Source organism: Nonomuraea sp. NPDC049378, from assembly GCF_055586745.1.
On record NZ_JBVJHP010000011.1, the window covers coordinates 240,549 to 259,628 of the forward strand.

Here is a 19,080-nt window from a genome sequence, read left to right on the forward strand (position 1 = left end):
ACGTTCTTTTAAGCAGGCGTATGCTGGGCGACGATGACGCGGACCTTCATGCGGGCCAGGCGGCCGGAGCACAAGCAGCAGCGGCGCGAGGCGATCCTCGCCGCCGCGCGCGAGCTCGCCGCCGCGTCCGGCGTGCGCAACGTCAGCCTGGGGGCGGTCGCGGAGGCGGTCGGGCTGGCCAAGTCCAACGTCGTACGCTATTTCGGCACCCGGGAGGAGATCTACCTCGTCCTCGCCTGCGAGGAGTGGCAGCGGTGGGCGGACGCGGCCACCGACCGGCTGCGCACGGCCCGCGACACGGCCGACGTGGCGGCGGCGCTGGCCGACACCATCATCGACCAGCCGCTCTTCTGCGACCTGCTCAGCCATTCGAGCACCAGCCTGGAGCACAACGTGTCGGTCGCCGCGGCCCGCGAGTTCAAGATCACGGCGCTGCGCACGGCCGCCGACCTGGGCGCGCAGGTCGGCCGCGCCACGGGGCTGACCGACCGCGAGGGCATGGAGCTCGTCTCCGCCGCCGCGGGGCTGGCCGGCATGCTCTATCCCGCCGCCAACCCGCCCCCCACGATGGCCGAGCTCTACGCCCAGGATCCCGAGCTCGCCGCGCACTGCCCCCAGCTGCGGCCCAGCCTCCTCCGCGCCCTCATGGCGCTGGCCGCCGGGCTGCCCACGCTCAGATGAAACTTTCAGCCCAGGACCGCCGGCGCGCGCCGGGCCGGGCGCGGCGTCTTCCCATGTAGGGGCCCTTCCCCCGCGCCCGGGAGTGCGTGCCGCCTCCCGGCCACCGCTGTACACGAGGACCGGATCCGCAGACCATGCCGGTTACATAACCGGTTAACCCCAGCGGAAAGGCACCCTCATGACCAACCGGCTCGGGCTCGTGGCCGCGGCGTTCCTGTCGCTCCTCGTCTCGATGATCGTCGCCCCCGTTCCCGCGCACGCCGCGACCGGGCTCCGGGTCAGCGGCACCAGGATCGTGGAGGCCAACGGGAACCCGTTCGTCATGCGCGGCGTCAGCCACGCGCACACCTGGTTCACCAGCCAGACCGGCTCCTTCGCCGGCATCAAGTCGCTGCGGGCCAACACGGTCCGGGTGGTGCTGAGCGGCGGCAGATGGACCCCCAACGACGCCACCGACGTGGCCAACGTCGTCTCCCTGTGCAGACAGAACCGGTTAATATGCGTGCTCGAAAACCACGACACGACCGGCTACGGCGAGCAGGGCGGCGCGTACACGCTCAGCCAGGCCGTCGACTACTGGAGCAGCGTCAGGAGCGCGCTCACCGGGACCGAAGACTTCATCGTCATCAACATCGGCAACGAGCCCTACGGCAACTCCAACGTCTCCGCCTGGACCAGCGCGACCACCGACGCGATCACCCGGATGCGCGGCCTCGGCTTCGACCACCTGCTCATGGTGGACGCGCCCAACTGGGGCCAGGACTGGCAGTTCACCATGCGTGACAACGCCGCGACCGTCGCCGCCGCCGACCCCCAGGACAACACGGTCTTCTCCATCCACATGTACGGCGTCTTCGACACGGCCGCCGAGATCACCGCCTACCTCGGCGCCTTCCAGTCGGCCGGCCTGCCGCTGGTGATCGGCGAGTTCGGGCACGACCACTCCGACGGCAACCCGGACGAGGACACGATCATGTCCGAGGCCCGGTCGCGCGGCGTCGGCTACATCGGCTGGTCGTGGAGCGGCAACGGCGGCGGCGTCGAATACCTCGACATGGTGAACAACTTCAACGCCTCCAGCCTGACCTCCTGGGGCGAGCGCATCTTCAACGGCGCCGACGGCATCGGGCAGACCTCACGCGAGGCGACGTTCTTCGGCGGCGGCACCGGCGACGACACCACCGCGCCGACCACCCCCGGCACCCCGTCGGCCACGAACGTGACCGCGAGCGGCGCCACCCTCCGCTGGACGGCCGCCACCGACTCCGGCGGCTCCGGCCTGGCCGGCTACGACGTCTACCGCGAGCAGGGCGGCACCGACGCCCTGCTCGGCAGGACCACCACGAACACGATCACGCTGACCGGGCTCAGCGCCGCGACGGAGTACCAGGTGTACGTGCGCGCCCGCGACGGCGCGGGCAACCTGTCCGGCAACTCCCCCACGACCACGTTCACCACGTCGTCCGGCGGCGGCCCCGGCGGCGGCTGCACGGCCACCGGCACCGTCCAGAGCCAGTGGGGCGGCGGCTACGTCACGCAGGTCGCCGTCACCAACGGCGGCTCCTCCGCCATCAGCGGCTGGGCCGTCACCTTCACGCTGCCCGCCGGGCACACCGTCACCGGCTCGTGGAACGCCACGCTGAGCGTCAGCGGGCAGACCGTCACGGCGCGGAACGCCGGCTACAACGGCAGCCTGGCCGCCGGCGGCTCCACCAGCTTCGGCTTCCAGGCCGGCCGTCCCGGCGGCGACACGGCCACGGCGGGCTCCTACACCTGCACCGCCTCCTGACCGCCGACCGCGCCCTCTTCCCGTCGCCGATCGTGTCCCCGCCGCGTTTCCGCCCGGCGGGGACACGATCGGCGACACCGCGATTGACGAACCATTCAACAATGCAAAGATAATTGAAATTTCGCGATGTATCACTATTGTATCGGCGGTCGCTAGCATGCCGAATCCACCCGCACATCGGGTTTCGAGTTCAATACCGCTGGCAACCCCTCACACACGAGAGACATCTTTATGGATGCTGCGCTCGCCGATATCACTGACGGCTTGTGGACATATTTTCTCATTCCCGTGGTCGTCCTCCTGGGGCTTTTCTTCACCATCCAGTCCAAGGGTGTGCAGTTCCGTATGTTCCCGGAGATGTTCCGGGCGGTCGCGCGAAAATCGGCGCCAGACCGGGAAGGCGCAAAACCGGTGTCGTCCTTCGGCGCCTTCACCATCTCCGCGGCGAGCTCGAGCGCGGCCAGCGGGCTGCCGCGCCACAGGTCGTCCGCAAGGCGGAACAGCTTCAGGGCGATCTCCGGGCGGCGCCGCTCAAGTGAGGACTCCGCCTGCCGTATCAGCTCGGTGAAGGTCAGCATGTCCAGCTCGTGCGGGCTGACCCTGTCGTTTTCCCGCGGCCAGCCGGACGGCCCGTCCACCCGCCCGTATGATCAGCGGCCCGAGGATGCCGAAACGCAATCCATCATCCCACATAAGGCAAAGACTACATAAACCTTGACAATTCCTATGTTCACGTGTCAGTTCTCCACATCCAGCACATCTCCAGGTCAGATCGGTAGCCAGACCCGCATGGTCGCGGGGCCGCGGTTGCCCCACCGGTGGTAGGGCACGAGCCGCAGCGTGACGTACGCGCCGCCCGCCCGGCCGCCGGCGACCGGCGCGTACGGCCAGCCGCCGTCGCCCCCCGAGCCGAGCGCCGCCGCCACCTCCAGCTCGACCACGCCGTCCATCTCGCGCTCCACGGGCGGCCCGACCCGCGCGGCCAGGTCGCCGAGCGGCGGCTCGTCGGCCACCGACTCCGCGCAGTAGACCAGTGGCCCTCGCTCGACCGCGGCGCTCCCCCGCAGCGCGTCGATCCGCCGGTCGGGGAACGTCCACCGGGGCGCCATCGGCAGCTCCAGCCGGATCTCGTCGCCGGCCCGGCACGGCCCCTCCACGGAGACGTAGCCGGGAGAGGCCGGCCTGACCGCGGGGTCGCCGGGAGGCGGCGCTCCGGGAGCCGGCGCGGGCACGTGCACGATCGTCGCGCCCGAAGCCCAGGCCGGCACGCGCAGCGTGATGCCTCCAGGACCGCCCTCCAGCACCCGCACGCGCACCGAGCCGGTCCACGGGTAGCCGGTCTCGACCCTGACCGCCAGCCGCCCGTGCCGGATCTCCGACGGCGTGAGGTGGTGGATCTGGATCCCGCCGGCCGAGGAGGTCGCGATGTAGGCGGGCAACGACGCCATCGTGCGGGCGATGTTGTTCGGGCAGCAGGACACGTCGAACCACGGCGAGCGCAGCCCGCCTTCGGGAGCGTGGTTGACGCCCTCCAGCGGTACCGCGGGCACCCGCACCTGCAGCGGGTTGGCGTAGAAGAACGACCGGCCGTCCAGGGCGACCCCCGTGGCCAGCATGTTGTACAGCGTGCGCTCGGCCAGGTCGGCGTACCGGGCGTCGCCGGTGGCCAGCAGCAGCCGGTGCGACAGCATGATGGAGGCGATGCTCGCGCACGTCTCGTTGTAGGCCCGGTCCGGCGGCAGCTCGTAGTCCTCGCCGAACGACTCGTCGGCGTGCCGCGACCCCATCCCGCCGGTCAGGTGGGTGCGCCGCGCGACCGTGCGCTCCCACTGCGCCTCGACCGCCTTGAGCAGCTCCTCGTCGCCGGTCTCGACGGCCACGTCCACCACGCCCGAGGCGAGGTAGAGCGCGCGGACCGCATGGCCGCGGAACACCTGCGCCCGCCTGACGGGCAGGTCGTCCTGGTAGTAGGCGCGGCCGAAGGGGATGTCCGCCAGCGAGGGCAGGCCGCGCCGCTCGACGAAGCGGCGGGCCATCTCCAGGTAACGCTCGGTCCCGGTCGCGCGGTAGAGCTCGACGAGGGCCATCTCGATCACGGGGTGCCCGCACGTCTCCGTGCCCTCCATGAAGCGGCGGCACACGTGGTCGGCGGCCCTGACGGCGACCTCCGTGAGCCGGTCCTCGCCATGCACGCGCAGCCGGGCGACCCCGGCCTGGATGAGGTGGCCGTAGCAGTAGAGCTCGTGCCCCCACGCGAAGTCGGTGTAGCGGCTGCCGGACCAGCGGGTGTTGAGGTAGCCGTCGCCCTCCTGGGCCCGGGCCACGGTCTCCGCCAGCGCGGGCAGCCCCGGATGGTCCGCCCAGGCCATGGCCTCCAGCAGCTTGTAGATCTCCGAGTCGCTGAACTCCCGGCCCCGGCGGGGGCGCTCGCCGCGGAAGTTGCCGATCCAGCCTTCGCGTTCCTCCCATTCCTGGCAGTGGGCGATGGTGACCTCGCGGTTCAGCGCGACCCGGTCACCCCAGAAACCGGGCGACAGCCGAACCGCGTCGAGGCCGAGCGGGGAGAGGACGCCCGATGAGGGCACGACGGGGTCAGCCACGCAGAGCTCCTGACATGAATCCGCGCACGTAGTGGCGCTGCAGCACGATGAAGAGGATGAGACAGGGGATCGCCATGACCATGACGCCCGACTGGAGCATGCCGTAGTCGATCGCGCCCATGGTCTGCGACGTCATGCTGACCACGGCCACCGGCAGGGTGAACGACGCGCCGTCGTTCAGCAGGATGAGCGGTGCGAAGAAGTCGTTCCACGAGGCGAGGAACGCGAACAGGCCCACCGTGACCAGCGCGGGCCGCACGGCGTGCAGCAGAATTCTGGAGAAGGCCGTGAACGTGCCGCAGCCGTCCACCAGCGCGGCCTCCTCCAGCTCGCGCGGCACCGCCTCGAACGCGTTGCGCATCATGAACAGCGCGAACGGCAGCTGGAACATCACGAAGACCAGCGAGAGCCCGGCCAGGGAGTTCTGCAGGCCGAGATAGCCGAGCAGGACGTAGAGCGGGATCAGGATCGTCGCGTACGGCACCATGAGGATCGCCAGCGTGGCCAGGAACAACAGGTTCTTGCCCGGGAAGTCGAAGCGGGCGAAACCGTAGCCGCCGAGCGCCGAGACGGCCAGCGTGCCCGCCACCGTCATGAACGACACCAGCACGCTGTTGGTCGCGTACGTGCCGACGCCCTCGCCGAAGCGGGCCATCTCCAGGTAGTTGGACGGCTCCTCCAGCGACGCGTACCCGCTCCACACCAGCGGGAACAGGAACAGCACCGCCAGGGCGGACAGCGTGAGATACCGGCTCACCGAAGCCTCCGCATCATCAGCGTGTTGAGCCCGACGAGGGCCACGAGCAGCACGACCGACATCGCCGCCGCGCCGCCGAGGTCGAAGCGGAAGAACGCGGCCCGGTAGATGACCATGACCATGGAGACCGTGCTGTTGTCGGGGCCGCCGTTGGTGAAGACGAAGAACTGGTCGAAGGCCAGCAGCGAGCCCGTGACGCTGAGGATCAGCATGAGCGCCAGCGTCGGGCGCAGCAGCGGCAGGGTGATCTTGGTGAAGATCTGCCCGCGGCCGGCCCCGTCGCTCCTCGCGGCCTCGTAGACCTCGACGGGGATCGCCTGCAGGCCGGTCAGCAGGATGAGCATGTTGAACCCGGCGAAGCGCCAGAGCACCAGCGCGATCGTGGAGAACAGCGCCATGTCGGGCGTGCCGATCCACCTGACGGGCTCGCTGGTGATGCCCAGCGCCTGCAGCATGGGGTCGATGGGGCCGAAGTCGTTGTTCAGCATGCCGTAGAACAGCAGCCCGGCGGCGGCGAAGCCGACGGCCCCCGGCAGGAAGAACGCGGTCCTGAAGAAGCCGATGCCCGGCCCGCGCTCCTGCACGAGCAGGGCGAGGCCGAGCGCGACGGCCGACAGCAGGACCGTGGTGATCGCGGTGTACTTGAGCGTGAAGAACACCGCGTCGACGAAGAGCGCGTTGTCGGCGATCTTGAGGTAGTTGCCGGGGGCGTTGAACCGGGCAGGGCCGAGCAGCGGCCAGCGGTTCAGCGACATCCAGACGACCAGCACCAGGGGGGCGACGAACAGCACGCCCACGATGGCGGCGGTCGGGGCCGCGTAGAGCCAGCCCTGCGCCTTCCTGCTCCGCCACCGTGCGGGCGGAGCCGGGCGGGCCGGCCGCCGCAGGGATCGGGCGCTCGTCAACGTCATTGTTGCAGCGACTTCGTGATCTCGGCGTTGAGCTGGGAGATCTTCGAGGCGTCACCGAACACCGCCTCGCGGGCCAGCCGCAGCCACGGCCCCTGCGGGTCGTTGAAGGTCTGGCCGAAGCGCAGCGCGTACGGCGTCCGGCCCTTGGCGACCAGCGAGTTGATCAGCTCCACGCGCGGGTCCTCGGCGGAGTACTTGTTGCCGGCCAGGTCCGTGCGGGCGACCACGTCCTTGTTCTTGGCCATGATCTCGACCTGCGCCTCGTCGGAGACCGTCCAGGACAGGAACTCCCAGGCCGCGTCCGCGTGCTCGGAGGTGGCGGAGACGCCGATGGAGTCGCCGCCGACGAACGTCGACTCGCCGCCGTCGGGCCCGGCGATCGCGGTGACGCCGATCTTCATGTCCTCGGGCATCAGGCCGAGCATGGTCGAGGGCATCGGCATGACGCCTATCTCGCCCTTGGGGAAGAAGCCGGTCCAGGTCGGCCCCTGCTCCTCCTTGGTCGTCGGGCCCGTGACCTTGTTCTCGTACAGCTCGCGGTAGATCTTGAAGACCTCGGTCATGGCCGGCCGGTCGTTGAGGGAGGTGGTGCCCTCGGGGTTCATGACCTGCCCGCCTGCCGCCCACACCGACGGCCAGAACGTGAACACGTAGCAGCCGCCGCAGTTGCCGCCGAAGAAGGTGCCGTGCACCTTGCCGTCCTTGCCGAGCTTGTCCTGGATGGTGGTGGCGTGCTCGGCGAACTCCTTCAGGGTCGCGGGCCCCTTCTCCGGATCGAGCCCGGCCTTGGTGTAGAGGTCCTTGTTCCAGAACCAGACCGACAGGTCGAGCGTGTGCGGGAGGGTGTACTGCCGGCCGTCGAGGGTGCCGAGCCTCATGTGCGAGGGCGCGAGATCGTCCTTGTAGGGCAGGGCCGCGATCCTGTCGGTGACGTCCATGAACAGGCCCTGGGAGGTGTAGTTCGGGACGAAGATGACGTCGGCCGCGAAGACGTCGGGAAGCTGCTTGGCGCCGGCCGCGGCGGCGATGCGTGGCTGGTAGTTGTCGGTCGGTATGACGGTGAGCTTGACCTGGTTCTTGTGACTGCTGTTGTAGGCCTTGACCAGGCGCTCGCTCTGCGCCTGGGTGGCCGCGCGGGTCCACATGGTGATCGTCACGGGACCGTCCGCCGGTTGCGAGCCGCCGCCGCTGCCGCAGGCCGCTGCTGTGAGCGCTAACACGCCGAGGAGTGAGATCCCGGCCAGCCTTCGTCTCATGATGTGCTCCTGGACTTAAAGGTTTTCGGAAACGTAGAAGAAACATGACCCCATGTCAATGGGTGTTAGGGTGCTATGCAGTTCACAGGTGACGAAAAGGGTTTCGAAACATGGCGGGTAAGCGGGCGACCATCAATGATGTGGCCTCGCTGGCGGGGGTTTCGATCGCCACGGCGTCCAAGGCGCTCAACGGGCGCCAGGATGTGCGGGCGGCGACGCGCGAGCGCGTGCTCGCCGCCGCGGCGGAGCTCTCCTTCCAGCCGAACGCCCTGGCCAGAGGGCTGCTGTCCGGGCAGACCCGCACGGTCGGGCTGCTGACCTCCGACAGCGTCGGACGGTTCGGCATCCCGGTGCTGCTCGGCGCGGAGGACGCGTTCGGGGCCGGCGAGATGGCCGTGCTGCTCTGCGACGCGCGCGGCGACGCGATCAGGGAGCAGCACCACGTGCGCGCGCTGCTGTCACGCCGGGTCGACGGGCTGATCGTGGTGGGCGAGAGCACCGACCCGCGCCCCTCGGTGAGCAAGGACCTGCCGGTCCCCGTCGTCTACGCCTACGGCCCGTCGGAGGACCCCGCCGACGTGTCGTTCGTGCCCGACGACGTGGGGGCGGCGGCGATGGCCGTCAACCACCTGCTGGCACTGGGCCGCCGCCGCATCGCGCACGTCACGGGCCCCGCGCACTACAAGGCGGCCCGCGACCGCGAGGAGGGGCTGCGCCTGGCGCTCGCGGAGGCCGGCCTTGAGCAGGCCGGGCAGACGCTGTCCGGGGCGTGGTCCCAGCGGTGGGGGCGGCACGCGGCCGAGATGTTGCTGATGGCCGAGCCGGAGATCGACGCGGTGTTCTGCGGCAGCGACCAGATCGCGGCCGGCTTCGTGGAGACCGCCCGCGAGCGCGGGCGGCGGGTGCCCGACGACATCGCGGTGGTGGGCTACGACAACTGGGAGGTGTTGTCCACGGAGACCCGGCCGGCGCTGACGACGGTCGACATGAATCTGGAGCTGCTCGGGCGGACGGCGGCGCAGCACCTGTTCGCGGCCATCGACGGCAGGGCCACGCCCGGGGTGCACAAGATGCCCTGCCAGCTCGTGATCAGAGACTCCACCTCCCCGCCCGGCGTCTCCTGACCTCCGCCGGCGACAGCGCATGTGACGTACCTGGCTTAAACGGTTAATGTCTCCTCCGGAGGCACACAGGGCAGCTGGATGCCGGTGGCCTACAGTGGAGAGGGTTATCCGGTTCAGGAGAGGACGTCCGTGAAGCGACCGACGATCGCCGACATCGCCAGCCGGGCGGGAGTGTCCAAGGTGGCGGTCTCCTACGCGCTCAACGGGCAGCCCGGGGTGTCGGAGGCGACGCGGGCCAGGATCATCGCCATCGCCGACGAGATCGGCTGGCGGCCCAACAGCGCGGCCCGGGCGCTCAACGGCGCCAGGGCCAACTGCGTCGGCCTCGCGCTCTGCAGGCCCGCCCGCATCCTGGGCGTCGAGCCGTTCTTCATGGAGCTGATCTCCGGCATCGAGGGCGTGCTCGCCGACCGCTCCTACGCGCTGCTGCTCCAGGTCGTCACCAGCCACCAGCAGGAAAGCGAGGTCTACCGGCACTGGTGGGGCGAGAGCCGCATCGACGGCGCGTTCCTCGTCGACCTGCACTATGCCGACACCCGCGTGGCCGAGCTCGAGCGGCTCGGCATGCCGGTCGTGGTGATCGGCCACCCCTCGGAGTCCGGCTCGCTGTCGGCCGTCTGGTCCGACGACGGCGAGGCCGTCCGCGAGACCGTGGGCTACCTGCGGGCGCTCGGCCACCACCGCCTCGCGCGGGTCGCCGGGCTGCCCGAGCTCGTCCACACGACCGTGCGCGACCAGGCGTTCGCGCAGGCCTGCGAGGGCGTGGCCGAGCACGTCGTCGTGCACACCGACTACACCGGCGAGGAGGGCGCCAGGGCCACCAGGCGGCTGCTCAGCTCGCCCGACCGGCCGACGGCGATCGTCTACGACAACGACATCATGGCCGTGGCCGGCCTGTCGGTGGCGCAGGAGATGCGGGTGGAGGTGCCGCGCGACCTGTCCATCGTGGCCTGGGACGACTCGCCGCTGGCGCAGGTCGTCCGGCCGCCGCTGACCGCGCTCACCCGCGACATCCCCGCCTACGGCGCACACGCCGCCCAGCGGCTGCTCGCCCTCATCTCCGGCGAGAGCGTGCCCCCCTACCAGGATCAGGCGGCCGCGCTCACGCCGCGCGGCAGCACCGGGCCCGCGCGCGCCTGACCGGCGCGAGTCCCATTCCCGCGATCCGGCGCGCCCGTCCCGCACGCCCCTGATCCGGACGCGCGGGCCCGCGCTCTCCGGCGCGGGCCCTCGTGCGCTTCCTGCCTGCGCGGGCCCCGTGCGCGCAGGTCCGCGGCGCGTGCCGCGGGTGCCAGGTGCGTGGCTGGCAGACCGCGCATTCCCGCCGCGGCACGCGCCGTCCCCTCCTTCGCGGCACATCCCGTCCGTACGGAGCGCCGGGCGGCGTTCCTGAATACGCCCGTGCCCGACCGAGATACGACCGTGACCTGCCTTGACAAATTTTTTTGTCGGCTCTACGTTCGACGCATGAGCACAGCACGTTCGGCCGACGGCACCACCATCGCCTACACCCGCGCCGGCCAGGGCCCCGCCGTCATCCTCGTGGACGGCGCGCTCAGCTTCCGCGCGCAGAGCATCAACACCGGCCTGGCCACCGCCCTGGCCGGCGACTTCACGGTCTACACCTACGACAGGCGCGGGCGAGGCGAGAGCGGCGACACCCCGCCGTACACGACGGAGCGCGAGATCGAGGACCTCGCCGCGCTCGCCGAGCTCGCCGCAGGGACGGGCGGCCCGGTGCGGCTGTACGGCACGTCGTCAGGGGCCGCCCTCGCGCTGGCCGCCGCCGACGCGGGAGTGCCGGTCGAGAAGCTGGCGCTGTACGAACCGCCCTTCATCGTCGACGGCACCCGCCCCGCCATCCCCGCCGGCTACGAGCGCACGCTGAACGATCTGGTGGCCGCCGGCCGCCGCGCCGACGCGGTGCGCTACTTCATGCGCACGGGCGTCGGGCTGCCGGGCATGGTCGTGACCATGATGCGGTTCATGCCGGCCTGGTCCACGCTCAAGTCGGTGGCGCACACGCTGCCGTACGACGCGGCGTTCGTGGCGCCGTACGAGAAGGGCGAGCCCTACCCCGAGTCGAGCTGGGCCGCGGTCAAGACGCCCACGCTCGTCATGGACGGCGGCAAGAGCAAGCCGTGGATCCGCAACGCCGCCAGGTCGCTGGCCGACCTGCTGCCCAGCGCCGAGCACCGCACGCTCGACGGCCAGACCCACATCGTCAAGCCGGCGGCGCTGGCGCCCGTGTTGACGGAGTTCTTCCGCTGACCTGCTCCCCCGCCCCTTTTCCGGAGGTATGTGATGAGGTTCCGCACCAGGATCGAGCTGGCCGGCAAGACCGCCACGGGCTTCGAGGTCCCGGCCGAGGTCGTCGAAGAACTCGGCGGCGGCCGGCGGCCCGCCGTGACCGTCACCATCGGCTCCCACTCCTACCGCAGCACGGTGGCGACGATGGGCGGGCGGTTCATGGTGCCCCTGAGCGCCGAGAACCGGCAGGGCGCCGGGCTGTCCGCCGGCGACGAGGCCGAGGTGGACATCGCGCTCGACACCGCGCCCAGGCAGGTGTCGGTGCCGGCCGACCTGGCGGAGGCGCTCGGCCGAGCTCCCGAGGCCAGGGCGTTCTTCGAAAGCCTGTCGTACTCACGGCAGAGGCGTTACGTGCTCCTCGTCGAGGGCGCGAAGAAGCCGGAGACCCGGCGGAGGCGCGTGGCCGACTCCGTCGCCAGGCTCGCCGACGGGGTGGCGTGACCGCACTCCCACGGGCCGCATGACCACCGCCCGACAGTGGCCTTGAGCAGGGGCGTAACGCGCGGGCTCGCGGGTAGGCGGGGCTCCATGACTGAGGGTTTCGACACCGAGATGTTGTGGGAAGAGTTCCACCGGACGGTCAACATGAACTCCGAGGAACTGCGCGCGCATCTGCTCGCCGACGCCTCCGACGAGGAGGGCTTCCCGCCCGACCCTGACCTGGGCATCGACGAGCTCGGCCGGGGTGTGCTGCACGTCCTGAGCAAGCGCAAGGGCGACCTGACCAGCGCCGATCTCGACGTGATGCGGCAGGTCGTCGACCTCGTCGAGACGATGGGTGACCGGACGGACGACGAGTCGCGGCGCGAGCTCATGTCCGTGGGTCACGATCCGTTGAGGGGATAGCACATGGTCGCGCCGCGCGCGTGGATCGAGGGGTACGTACGAGCCTGGAACTCCAACGATCCCGGCGACATCTCCGCGCTGTTCACCGAGGACGCCGTCTACTACACCGAGCCGTACAGCTCGCCCTGGCAGGGGCACGACGCGATCGTCTCGGGATGGCTGGCGCAGCAGGACAAGCCGGGCGATGCCACGTTCGAGTGGCATCCGGTGTGCGTGACGGACGACATGAGCATCATCCAAGGAGTCACGACATATCCGGATAAAACGTATAGCAACCTCTGGGTCATCCGTTTCGCGCCGGACGGGCGGTGCCGGGAATTCACCGAATGGTGGATGCTGCACGATGTCAAATGATGCAATGGCCCGAGCCGCCTTCACCCGAGGAGATCCGTTGAAAGACAACCTCGACCTCGCCGCGAGCGCCCAGCAGCTGGCCGACGCCGCCCCGACGGGATCGATCGACCGCGCCGCCGCCTCGTCCGTGGCCATCACACTCGCCACGACCCGCGACATCACCGACGCCAGGAAGACGCTGGACGGGCTCACCCCGGCAGAGGTGCGCACGGCGGCGCTCGCGATCTTCGACCGGTTGTCGGCGGACTAGTCCGGCAGGTTCACCACCCGAGGCCGGCCGTCGAGAGGACACCGGCCCGCGATGCCCGCTGCCCCCGTCCGCAGCCGGGCCCCGGTCGAAGCCCTTCGTGTCGCTCCGCGGAGGCGGGAGCTATAGTCCGCCCCATGACTGGATCACGACTCGTCGCCACAGGTCACTACCAGCCCGCACAAATCCTTACTAATGGGGATCTAGCGACCATGGTGGACACCAACGACGAGTGGATCACCCAGCGGGTGGGGATCCGCACCAGGCACGTCGCCGGTCCCGACGAGAGCGTGTCCGACCTCGCCGCCCACGCCGCCGCCAAAGCCCTGGCCGGCAGCGGGCTCGACGCGTCCGACATCGACCTCGTACTCGTCGCCACCTGCACGCAGACCGAGCGCGCCCCCAACGTCGCCTCCCGCGTCGCCGCCGCGCTGGGAGTGCCCTCCCCCGCCCTGATGGACGTCGGCGTCTCGTGCTCGGGCTTCACCCACGCCCTGGCCGTCGCCGACCACACGATCCGCGCGGGCGCCGCGACGAACGCCCTGGTCGTGGGCGCCGAGAAGATGACCGCGGTCACCGACTGGACCGACAGGACCACGTGCGTGCTGACGGGTGACGGCGCGGGCGCGGCCGTGGTCAGCGCCGCTCCCGACGCGGAGATCGGACCGGTCGTGTGGGGGTCGGTCCCGGAGCTCGGCAGGTCCGTACGGATCGAGGGCACGCCCACACGCTTCTCCCAGGACGGCCAGAGCGTCTACCGCTGGGCCACCACCCGGCTCCCCGCGATCGCGCGGCAGGCGTGCGAACGCGGCGGCGTGACCCCCGAGGAACTGGCCGCTGTGGTGCTGCACCAGGCGAACCTGCGCATCATCGAGCCCATCGCCAAGAAGCTCGGCGCGGTCAACGCGATCATCGCGCGTGACGTGGTGGAATCGGGCAACACCTCTGCCGCGAGCGTACCGCTGGCGCTGTCGAAGCTCCTCGAACGCGGTGAGGTCCGCCGCGGGGCGCCGATCTTGCTGTTCGGCTTCGGCGGCAACCTGTCCTATGCGGGAATGATCGTCCGCTGCCCCTGACCTCACCCCGGCCTCGGCCGCACCCGCACACCCGGCGCCTGAGCGATGTGCCCGTCGAGCCGGTGAGAGGATCATCGATCCACCGCCCGCGCGCGGCGAGGGTCTTATGGAGCGGGAACGGTGCGCAGGTGGCCGACCAGTTTCCGGATCTCCCGCGCGTAACGCTCGGCGAACTCCGGTGAGGCCGGGTCGTCGTCCCAGACGGCGCGGATGAGCTGGGGGAAGGAGATGCCGGCCGCGGCCATGGAGAACAGCGCAACCAGGACGGCACCGGGGTCCAGGTCTGCGGGGAACTCGCCGTCCTGCTGGCGCCGGCGCAGGTGCTCGAGGTCGCGGCGGACGTCGGCCACGAACGCCGGGTCGGGCGGGCCGTCGTCCGTGAGCCCCTGCCAGAGCATCAGCCTGCCGTAGTCGCGGCGGGAGGAGTTGGCCCGCACGTAGCCGGCGACCAGTTCGGCGAGCTCGGACGCGGGGTCCGCGAAGGTGCTCTCCTCCACGTGCCATCGTGCGTTCAGCGCCTGGTAGAGGCCCTCTTTGCCGCCGAAATAGTACGAGATCAGCTGCTTGTTGACGCCGGCTCTGGCGGCGATCTCGCCGACCCGCGCCCCCGCGAACCCCTTCGCGGCGAACTCCTCGAGCGCCGCCTGCAGGATGCGGGCCTTCGTGCGCTCGGGGTCGCGCTGCTTCTCCTCCGGTGCTCGTCTCATGGTCGGCAGATTATCATCCATCCGTTTGGTTGACAGAATCAGCCAAACGGATGACTATTGCTCGCATGACACCTCACATCGCGATCATCGGTGGCGGGATCGGCGGGCTCTGCCTGGCCCAGGGGCTGCGCAAAGCCGGTCTCGACGTGACCGTTCACGAGCGGGACCGCACCCCCTCCGACCGGCTGCAGGGCTACCGCGTGCACATCGACCCGCACGGCGCCCGCGCGCTGCATGACTGCCTGCCCTCCCACCTGTGGGAGGCCTTTCTGGCCACGACCGGACGGGGCGGCCAGGACTTCGGCTTCCTCACCGAACGGCTGAACCTGGTCGCACTGCTCGAAACGCCCAAGGCCGGCGACCCCGCCGACGACCACCACTCGGTCAGCCGCATCACGCTCAGGCAGGTGCTGCTGTCCGGCCTGGACGACGTCGTACGGTTCGGGAAGACGTACGAGCGGTACGAAAGGCTGCCTGACGGGCGGATCCGGCTCTTCTTCGCCGACGGCACCAGCGAGGACGCGGACATCGTGGTCGCCGCGGACGGCGGCAACTCGCGGGTCCGTGAGCAGCACCTGCCGCACGCCAGACGGGTGGACACCGGGATCACCACGGTCGCGGGCAAGTTCCCGCTCACCGACGCGACCAGGAGGCTCGTGGCCCCGCGACTGGCCGACGGGCCGAACACCGTCATCCCGCCCAGGGGCATGGGCCTGTTCACGGCCCCGCACGACCTGGGCGAGGCCGTGACGTACGGCGGGATCGGGGTGACCGAGCAGGAGAGCGCGCTGATGGACAACACCAGCAGCTACATCCTGTGGGCGTTCGGCGCGACCGCCGGCCGCTTCCCGATGGATATTACGGAGATGTCGGGCTCACAACTTCAGGGCACCGTAGCCGGCATGATCAGCTCCTGGCACCCCGACCTGCGCAGGCTGGTCGACATGACCGACCCCGGCACCGTCACCCTCCTGCCGATCCGCACCTCGATCCCGATCGACCCGTGGCCGGCCTCCACCATCACCCTCATCGGCGACGCCATCCACAGCATGACCCCGATGCGTGGCATCGGCGCGAACACCGCCCTCCGCGACGCCCGCCTGCTCCGCGCCGAGCTGACGCGCGCGCTCGCGGGCTCGCGCACGGGCGCGACCTCCCGCGGGCCCACGAGCGGTGGCGACCCTGTCGCGGCCATCGCCCGCTACGAGGCCCGAATGCGCGAGTACGGCTTCGCCGCCGTACGCGACTCGTTGCGCTCGGCCGAGCAGTTCATCGGCGACAGCCGGGTGGCGCGCATGGGGTTCAAGGGCTTCCTGCGCCTGGTCCAGCGATTCCCCTCGCTCAAGGCCAAGGTCTTCTCCTGACCGCTGTTGCGCGGACGGGCCGGTGCGCGGAATGTGGAGGCATGCCCGGCATCGACACGCTGGAAGGCCTGCTGAAGGCCGTGACCGAGTTCGACACGGACGCGTACGAGCTGGCCGTCGACACCCCCGCGCTCGACCGGGCCAGGCGCTCGATCGACGAGGCCGGGCTGCTGCTGCTCGGCGAGATGCACGGCGTCAAGGAGAACCCGCTGATCATCCTCGGTCTCATGCGGGCCCTCGGCCTGACCGATCTGGCCCTGGAATGGCCGGCCGGCCTGCAACCGCAGCTCAACGCCTTTCTCAGCAGCGGGACGGGGCTCGACCATCCGCTGTGGTGGATCGGCGACGGGCGCGTGACGGCCGGGCACTTCGCGACGTTCATGGCGATCCCGGGGCTGCGGGTCACGCTCTTCGACGGGGGGATGTTCACCGGCGACTGGTCGCAGCGGGACGCCTCGATGGCGCGGGGGGTGCTGGAGGCGCGCGTCGAGCCCGCGCTCGTCGTGGCGGGCCACGCCCACACGAGGACGTCATGGACCGACCTGGGGCTGCCCATGGGAGCGTGCCTGGCCAGCGCGCGGCCATCGCTGGAGAGCGTGCGGATCGACTACGGCACCGGCACGTTCTACACCATCGGGCCGCGGCGCAGCAGGGGCTATTCGGAGCGGGCAGGGCTGCGGATCGCCGAGGGCGAGCTGGTCGTGGGGCTGCCGGAGTTCGGCGAGGCCACGGTGCCGCACCTGTCCGTCGAGCTGCTGCGGGAGCGGCTGGGCCCTTGAGCCCGCCGCTGTCAGGGGCGCAGGCGGTGGAACAGCTCGACCCTGGCGCGGTGGTAGTCGAGATCGTCCTGGTCGTGCTCGACCCCGGAGCGGGCGGCCTTGTGGAAGTAGGCGTACTCCCTGCGCAGTTTGTGGCGGACGAGCTGGGCCAGCGACTCCCCGTCGAGCCGGGAGGCCGTGCCGCCCGCCTCGTGGTAGGCGTCGACGAACTCCTTGCTCGGACCCGCCAGGTCGTCTCCCCATTCGAGCGCGGCCGCCGCCAGGTCGATCTCGGGTGCCCCGACGAAGCACTCGTCCCAGTCGAGCACCGCCACGATCGTGCCGTCTCTGGCGAGCGTGTTGCCGGCGTAGAAGTCGCCGTGCAGCGGGTGGCGCAGCGGATGCCGGGCGTGGAAGCCGGCCAGCCAGCGGTCGAGCTGCGGGTCGTCCAGCCCGGCGGCGTCGTGGGGCGGGTCGCCGTACAGGCCGGACTCCTGAAAGGCGGGCACCGGGCGCGGGCCGGGCCGGCAGCCGGCCAGCGACCGGTGCAGCCGGGCCAGCAGGCGGGCGCCGGCCACGCGCTGCGCGGGCACCCCGGAGTCGGGCCAGGCCCCGTCGACGTGCGGCCAGCAGGAGATCGGGCGGCCCTCGACCGTGATGACCGTCGTCCCGCCGGGGGTGGGAACGGGGGCGAGCGCCTCCCGCAGCGTGGCGGCGGCATGCCTGGCGATCGCGTGGCACCACTCGGATTCGGCGGGGTCGCGCCCGGCGGGGCCGACCCTGATCACATGGCCGTCGAGGCGGTAGGCGGCGGACTCCTCGCCACCGTGCAGTCGCTCGCCCTCACCGGTTAAGCCCCAGGTCAGGGCCACGGCTTCGCGTATTGCGGGGGTCAGTGGCGCAGTGGCGTAGATCACCTCTCCAGGCTACGGCAACGTCACGCTTCCGGTTTGGCGGCGGATGCGCGATGGTTTAGGCAACTTGCACCGCGAGGTAAGGAGACCTGTGGTCAGTCCTGGCACGCTCGACACTCGGGGCAGCGATTTCGCCCGACTCGCCCATCGGATCATGGACGCGGGTCTCCTTGACCGGCGTCCCCTTTATTACGCCGTCAGGATGAGCATCGCAGCCGTGATCTATCTCGGCTGCTGGGCACTGTTCGCCTGGGTGGGCGACTCCTGGTTGCAGCTTCTGGTCGCGGCCGCGATGGCCGTGGTCTTCGCGCAACTCGGCTTTCTCGCCCACGACCTCGGGCACCGGCAGGTCTTCAAGAAGCGGCGACCGAGCGACGTCGCCGGGCTGGTGATCGGCAATTTCGGCCTCGGGCTCGGCTGGGGATGGTGGACCAGCAAGCACAACCGGCACCACGCCAACCCCAACCACGAGGACCACGATCCGGACGTGTCGCCCGCCGTGATCGTCTGGTCGGAGGACCAGGTCGCCAAAAGCAGCGGCCTTCCCCGTTTTGTGGCGAAATATCAGGCTTTCTGGTTTCTTCCGCTGCTCACCCTGGAGGCCTGGCACCTGCACGTGGCCAGCGTCAAGGCGCTGCTCAAGCCGGGCGCCAAGCGGCGTACGACCGAGCTCAGCCTGATCGTCGTGCACTTCGTGCTCTATTTCGGCCTGGTCTTCACCGTCCTGCCGCTCGGCAAGGCGCTGGCGTTCCTGATCGTGCACCAGGGGCTGTTCGGGATCTATCTGGGCCTCTCGTTCGCGCCCAACCACAAGGGCATGCCCGTGCTGACCAAGGAGGACAAGCTCGACTTCCTCCGCAAGCAGGTGCTGACCTCGCGCAACGTCAAGGGCGGCTGGTTCACCGACGTGGCACTCGGCCAGCTCAACTACCAGATCGAGCACCATCTGTTCCCGAACATGCCGGCGCCCAACCTGCGCAGGGCGCAGCCGATCGTCCAGGCGTACTGCGCCGAGATCGGCGTCGACTACCTGCAGACCGGGCTCGTCACGTCGTACGGGCAGGCGCTTCGGCACCTGCACGAGGTCGGGGCCGCGCTGCGATGACCGGCCGGGCGCCCGGAGAGGGCGCCCGGTCAGCCCTCGCCCTCCTCCAGCCGCCTGCGCAGGTTGTCGCGGCGGCGTTCGAGCCCGGCGATGAGCTCGACCTGCTCGTCCGCCTGGCTGATCATGGCGGAGATCTCCACCTGGTCGGTCGCGCCCATGTCGCGGATCTGGTCGCGGATGTCCTGGTTCTCGGCGCGCAACCGGGCCAGATCCTCTTCGACCTGCCGGAGCTCGTCCTTAGTGCTCATTCACCGGCTCTACCCACAGGAACGGCGGCGATT

21 protein-coding genes are annotated in these 19,080 nt (G+C 70.4%); 13 read left to right on the forward strand and 8 right to left on the reverse strand.

The window, feature by feature from the left end:
* Positions 1-33: 33 nt before the first annotated feature.
* Both ACZ6SA_RS24755 and ACZ6SA_RS24760 read left to right on the forward strand, forming a co-directional pair.
* Complete coding sequence (locus ACZ6SA_RS24755) at positions 34-681, forward strand: TetR/AcrR family transcriptional regulator (protein ID WP_347645662.1); 648 nt, start codon at positions 34-36, stop codon at positions 679-681.
* Positions 682-859: 178 nt separating this feature from the next.
* A complete protein-coding gene (locus ACZ6SA_RS24760) occupies positions 860-2,470 on the forward strand; it encodes a cellulase family glycosylhydrolase (RefSeq protein ID WP_465830682.1) in 1,611 nt (536 codons plus the stop codon).
* Positions 2,471-2,622: 152 nt separating this feature from the next.
* On the opposite strand, the gene ACZ6SA_RS24765 is transcribed toward ACZ6SA_RS24760, so the two are convergent.
* The 5 genes from ACZ6SA_RS24765 to ACZ6SA_RS24785 all read right to left on the reverse strand — a co-directional run bounded on the left by ACZ6SA_RS24765 (position 2,623) and on the right by ACZ6SA_RS24785 (position 7,994).
* Positions 2,623-3,108 carry a BTAD domain-containing putative transcriptional regulator gene (locus tag ACZ6SA_RS24765; protein ID WP_465830684.1) on the reverse strand — a complete coding sequence of 162 codons (486 nt, stop codon included), beginning with the start codon at positions 3,106-3,108 and terminating at the stop codon, positions 2,623-2,625.
* A gap of 129 nt (positions 3,109-3,237) precedes the next feature.
* On the reverse strand, positions 3,238-5,070 hold the full coding sequence (locus ACZ6SA_RS24770) for a glycoside hydrolase family 127 protein (RefSeq protein WP_465830686.1): 1,833 nt from the start codon (positions 5,068-5,070) through the stop codon (positions 3,238-3,240).
* Positions 5,063-5,827, reverse strand: coding sequence for a carbohydrate ABC transporter permease (locus ACZ6SA_RS24775; protein WP_347645658.1), 765 nt, complete (start codon positions 5,825-5,827; stop codon positions 5,063-5,065). Before ACZ6SA_RS24775 ends, ACZ6SA_RS24770 begins: the two co-directional genes overlap by 8 nt.
* The gene (locus ACZ6SA_RS24780) at positions 5,824-6,738 is read right to left on the reverse strand and encodes a carbohydrate ABC transporter permease (protein WP_465830689.1); all 915 of its coding nucleotides are present in this window, start codon (positions 6,736-6,738) and stop codon (positions 5,824-5,826) included. Before ACZ6SA_RS24780 ends, ACZ6SA_RS24775 begins: the two co-directional genes overlap by 4 nt.
* Entirely contained in the window at positions 6,735-7,994 is a 1,260-nt protein-coding gene (locus ACZ6SA_RS24785; protein ID WP_465830691.1) for an ABC transporter substrate-binding protein, read from the reverse strand. The genes ACZ6SA_RS24780 and ACZ6SA_RS24785 overlap by 4 nt, the downstream gene beginning before the upstream one ends.
* A 110-nt stretch (positions 7,995-8,104) precedes the next feature.
* On the opposite strand from ACZ6SA_RS24785, the gene ACZ6SA_RS24790 reads away from it, so the two are divergent.
* The 8 genes from ACZ6SA_RS24790 to ACZ6SA_RS24825 all read left to right on the forward strand — a co-directional run bounded on the left by ACZ6SA_RS24790 (position 8,105) and on the right by ACZ6SA_RS24825 (position 13,951).
* Positions 8,105-9,118, forward strand: coding sequence for a LacI family DNA-binding transcriptional regulator (locus ACZ6SA_RS24790; RefSeq protein ID WP_443152044.1), 1,014 nt, complete (start codon positions 8,105-8,107; stop codon positions 9,116-9,118).
* A gap of 129 nt (positions 9,119-9,247) precedes the next feature.
* Positions 9,248-10,258: a LacI family DNA-binding transcriptional regulator gene (locus ACZ6SA_RS24795; RefSeq protein ID WP_347645654.1), complete on the forward strand. Its 1,011-nt coding sequence runs from the start codon at positions 9,248-9,250 to the stop codon at positions 10,256-10,258.
* 327 nt (positions 10,259-10,585) lie between these two features.
* The gene (locus ACZ6SA_RS24800) at positions 10,586-11,389 is read left to right on the forward strand and encodes an alpha/beta fold hydrolase (RefSeq protein WP_347645653.1); all 804 of its coding nucleotides are present in this window, start codon (positions 10,586-10,588) and stop codon (positions 11,387-11,389) included.
* Between the two features lie 33 nt (positions 11,390-11,422).
* A complete protein-coding gene (locus ACZ6SA_RS24805) occupies positions 11,423-11,869 on the forward strand; it encodes a YdeI/OmpD-associated family protein (RefSeq protein WP_443152041.1) in 447 nt (148 codons plus the stop codon).
* 87 nt (positions 11,870-11,956) lie between these two features.
* A complete protein-coding gene (locus tag ACZ6SA_RS24810; RefSeq protein WP_132591350.1) occupies positions 11,957-12,274 on the forward strand; it encodes a DUF3140 domain-containing protein in 318 nt (105 codons plus the stop codon).
* 3 nt (positions 12,275-12,277) lie between these two features.
* On the forward strand, positions 12,278-12,628 hold the full coding sequence (locus ACZ6SA_RS24815; RefSeq protein ID WP_347645651.1) for a YybH family protein: 351 nt from the start codon (positions 12,278-12,280) through the stop codon (positions 12,626-12,628).
* Positions 12,629-12,665: 37 nt separating this feature from the next.
* A complete protein-coding gene (locus tag ACZ6SA_RS24820; RefSeq protein WP_347623622.1) occupies positions 12,666-12,878 on the forward strand; it encodes a hypothetical protein in 213 nt (70 codons plus the stop codon).
* A gap of 134 nt (positions 12,879-13,012) precedes the next feature.
* Complete coding sequence (locus ACZ6SA_RS24825; protein ID WP_465830696.1) at positions 13,013-13,951, forward strand: beta-ketoacyl-ACP synthase III; 939 nt, start codon at positions 13,013-13,015, stop codon at positions 13,949-13,951.
* Positions 13,952-14,055: 104 nt separating this feature from the next.
* Here ACZ6SA_RS24825 and ACZ6SA_RS24830 read toward each other — a convergent pair whose 3' ends face one another.
* Positions 14,056-14,658, reverse strand: coding sequence for a TetR family transcriptional regulator (locus tag ACZ6SA_RS24830; RefSeq protein WP_347645649.1), 603 nt, complete (start codon positions 14,656-14,658; stop codon positions 14,056-14,058).
* 65 nt (positions 14,659-14,723) lie between these two features.
* Between ACZ6SA_RS24830 and ACZ6SA_RS24835 the strand changes: the two genes are divergently transcribed.
* Together ACZ6SA_RS24835 and ACZ6SA_RS24840 are read left to right on the forward strand one after the other, a co-directional pair.
* Positions 14,724-16,022 (forward strand): FAD-dependent oxidoreductase, encoded by a 1,299-nt coding sequence (locus ACZ6SA_RS24835; protein WP_465830698.1) that lies wholly within the window; start codon positions 14,724-14,726, stop codon positions 16,020-16,022.
* A 41-nt stretch (positions 16,023-16,063) separates the two neighbouring features.
* Positions 16,064-16,801, forward strand: a complete 738-nt coding sequence (locus ACZ6SA_RS24840) for a hypothetical protein (protein ID WP_347645647.1) — start codon at positions 16,064-16,066, stop codon at positions 16,799-16,801.
* An 11-nt stretch (positions 16,802-16,812) separates the two neighbouring features.
* Here ACZ6SA_RS24840 and ACZ6SA_RS24845 read toward each other — a convergent pair whose 3' ends face one another.
* The gene (locus ACZ6SA_RS24845; protein WP_347645646.1) at positions 16,813-17,697 is read right to left on the reverse strand and encodes a phosphotransferase enzyme family protein; all 885 of its coding nucleotides are present in this window, start codon (positions 17,695-17,697) and stop codon (positions 16,813-16,815) included.
* Positions 17,698-17,896: 199 nt separating this feature from the next.
* Here ACZ6SA_RS24845 and ACZ6SA_RS24850 point away from each other — a divergent pair, with 199 nt between their 5' ends.
* Positions 17,897-18,799 (forward strand): fatty acid desaturase family protein, encoded by a 903-nt coding sequence (locus ACZ6SA_RS24850; protein ID WP_347645645.1) that lies wholly within the window; start codon positions 17,897-17,899, stop codon positions 18,797-18,799.
* Positions 18,800-18,828: 29 nt separating this feature from the next.
* On the opposite strand, the gene ACZ6SA_RS24855 is transcribed toward ACZ6SA_RS24850, so the two are convergent.
* Positions 18,829-19,047 carry a hypothetical protein gene (locus ACZ6SA_RS24855; RefSeq protein WP_347645644.1) on the reverse strand — a complete coding sequence of 73 codons (219 nt, stop codon included), beginning with the start codon at positions 19,045-19,047 and terminating at the stop codon, positions 18,829-18,831.
* Between the last annotated feature and the right edge of the window lie 33 nt (positions 19,048-19,080).